The sequence below is a fragment of the Nocardia sp. NPDC059236 genome, from assembly GCF_042754085.1.
Taxonomy (GTDB): domain Bacteria; phylum Actinomycetota; class Actinomycetes; order Mycobacteriales; family Mycobacteriaceae; genus Nocardia.
Genome location: NZ_JBHZAF010000078.1, coordinates 1 through 1,375 on the forward strand (window position 1 = coordinate 1; position 1,375 = coordinate 1,375).

The 1,375-nt window shown below is 64.8% G+C and carries 1 protein-coding gene; it reads right to left on the reverse strand.

Annotation, left to right across the window (positions count from 1 at the left end):
* Positions 1–389: 389 nt before the first annotated feature.
* A complete protein-coding gene (locus ACFXIV_RS47970) occupies positions 390–1,097 on the reverse strand; it encodes a hypothetical protein (RefSeq protein WP_379405971.1) in 708 nt (235 codons plus the stop codon).
* Positions 1,098–1,375: the final 278 nt, after the last annotated feature.

Here is a 1,375-nt window from a genome sequence, read left to right on the forward strand (position 1 = left end):
CCGCGACGAGATCCTCGCCTTTCTCGTCGACCGGCTGACTGCGGACATCCCGTTGCAGTGACATAGCGTCCACGCTGGTCCAGCTTCGCGGCCACCTCACGCTGGCCGAACTCTTGACGGAGATCCGCGGATACGTCCAGCGCGACACAGAGGCCATTCCGATGCTCGGGAGCCTCGGGAGGAGGTGGTTCAGGGGTAGTTGAATTCGGCAGTCAGGGATAGACATTCGGGCCGCCGTCAGACATCATCACGCAGCACCGGTAACCCAATACCGCGTTGCTCCACAGGAAGACCCCGGGCTGGTGTCTTCAGTTGCGCCGCACACCTACTGAAGTCCCACCTGGCACCGGGGGTCTTTCCATGTCCCGGACCGACCCGTCCTGGCCGGGTCAGCGATCGCGGTCGGGCCATCGGCGGTGTGTGAGCCGAGTGAGATCCAGAGCGGCTGCCAACACGTCCAGAACTGTCCGCTCGTGTTCGGCCGTGCCACGTACTTTCCGTAGCCGCAGGACCTGTATCCCGCGCAAGGTGACGCCGTATCCGGAGGGCTCGGATTCGTCGCCACGATAGTGCACGATCTGGTAGTCGCGTGCATCGATCAACATGGAATACCAGGGGTCGGCAGGTTTGCCGGCCCGCTGGGACTCTTCGGACTCCGAGTCGGGTGGGGTCCATTGCCGGCAATCGCATTGCGGGTCATCGCAGGGTGTGATGCGCGCGGCGATGGCATTGGATCGGTAGGTCGGCATGCGGCCGGCCAGCATCGGGCAGGCGCGGGTGGAGTAGGCGGCGCATTCGGGATTTATCTCGACACCCGGGCCGACACCTCGGACCCAGTCCTGCGGGCGCACGAACACCACGACCTGTTGGCTGGGCCCGTGCCCGCTGCCGAGGTCTTCGCCGCAGACCTGACACAGGCGCAATCCCAGCACCAGGGCGTAGCGTTCGGGGTCGATCGCGCCCCAGACCGGGGAGGTCCGGCCGCGGTGACACAGCGTCAGAAAGGGAATGGCCAAGCCCTGTGCGGTCGGCGCGTCGTGCAGACGAGCGGGAATCGACGGTCGTGGCGAATTCGATGACGGCGCTGAGGAATTCACGGATCACTCCTGATTGTCGGAGGCGGATGCGCGGCCCAGCGGGCTAACGAAAGTCGTGATCGCTGGCCGTGGGATGAGCGGAGAGGGCGACGGTGATCGATTGCGTTGGCCGAGAGGCGGACTCGACTCGTACGTGTACAACCGCGGTGATCGCGTCGTGTGTGGGAGGTTGGGCGAGCCAGGTGAATCCCCCCGGTTTTGATGCACACCGGTTTATCTGTCTCCAGCCGGTTGCTCGGCGTGGAGTGCATAGTAGTCGGCTTCGAACTCGACCGGTG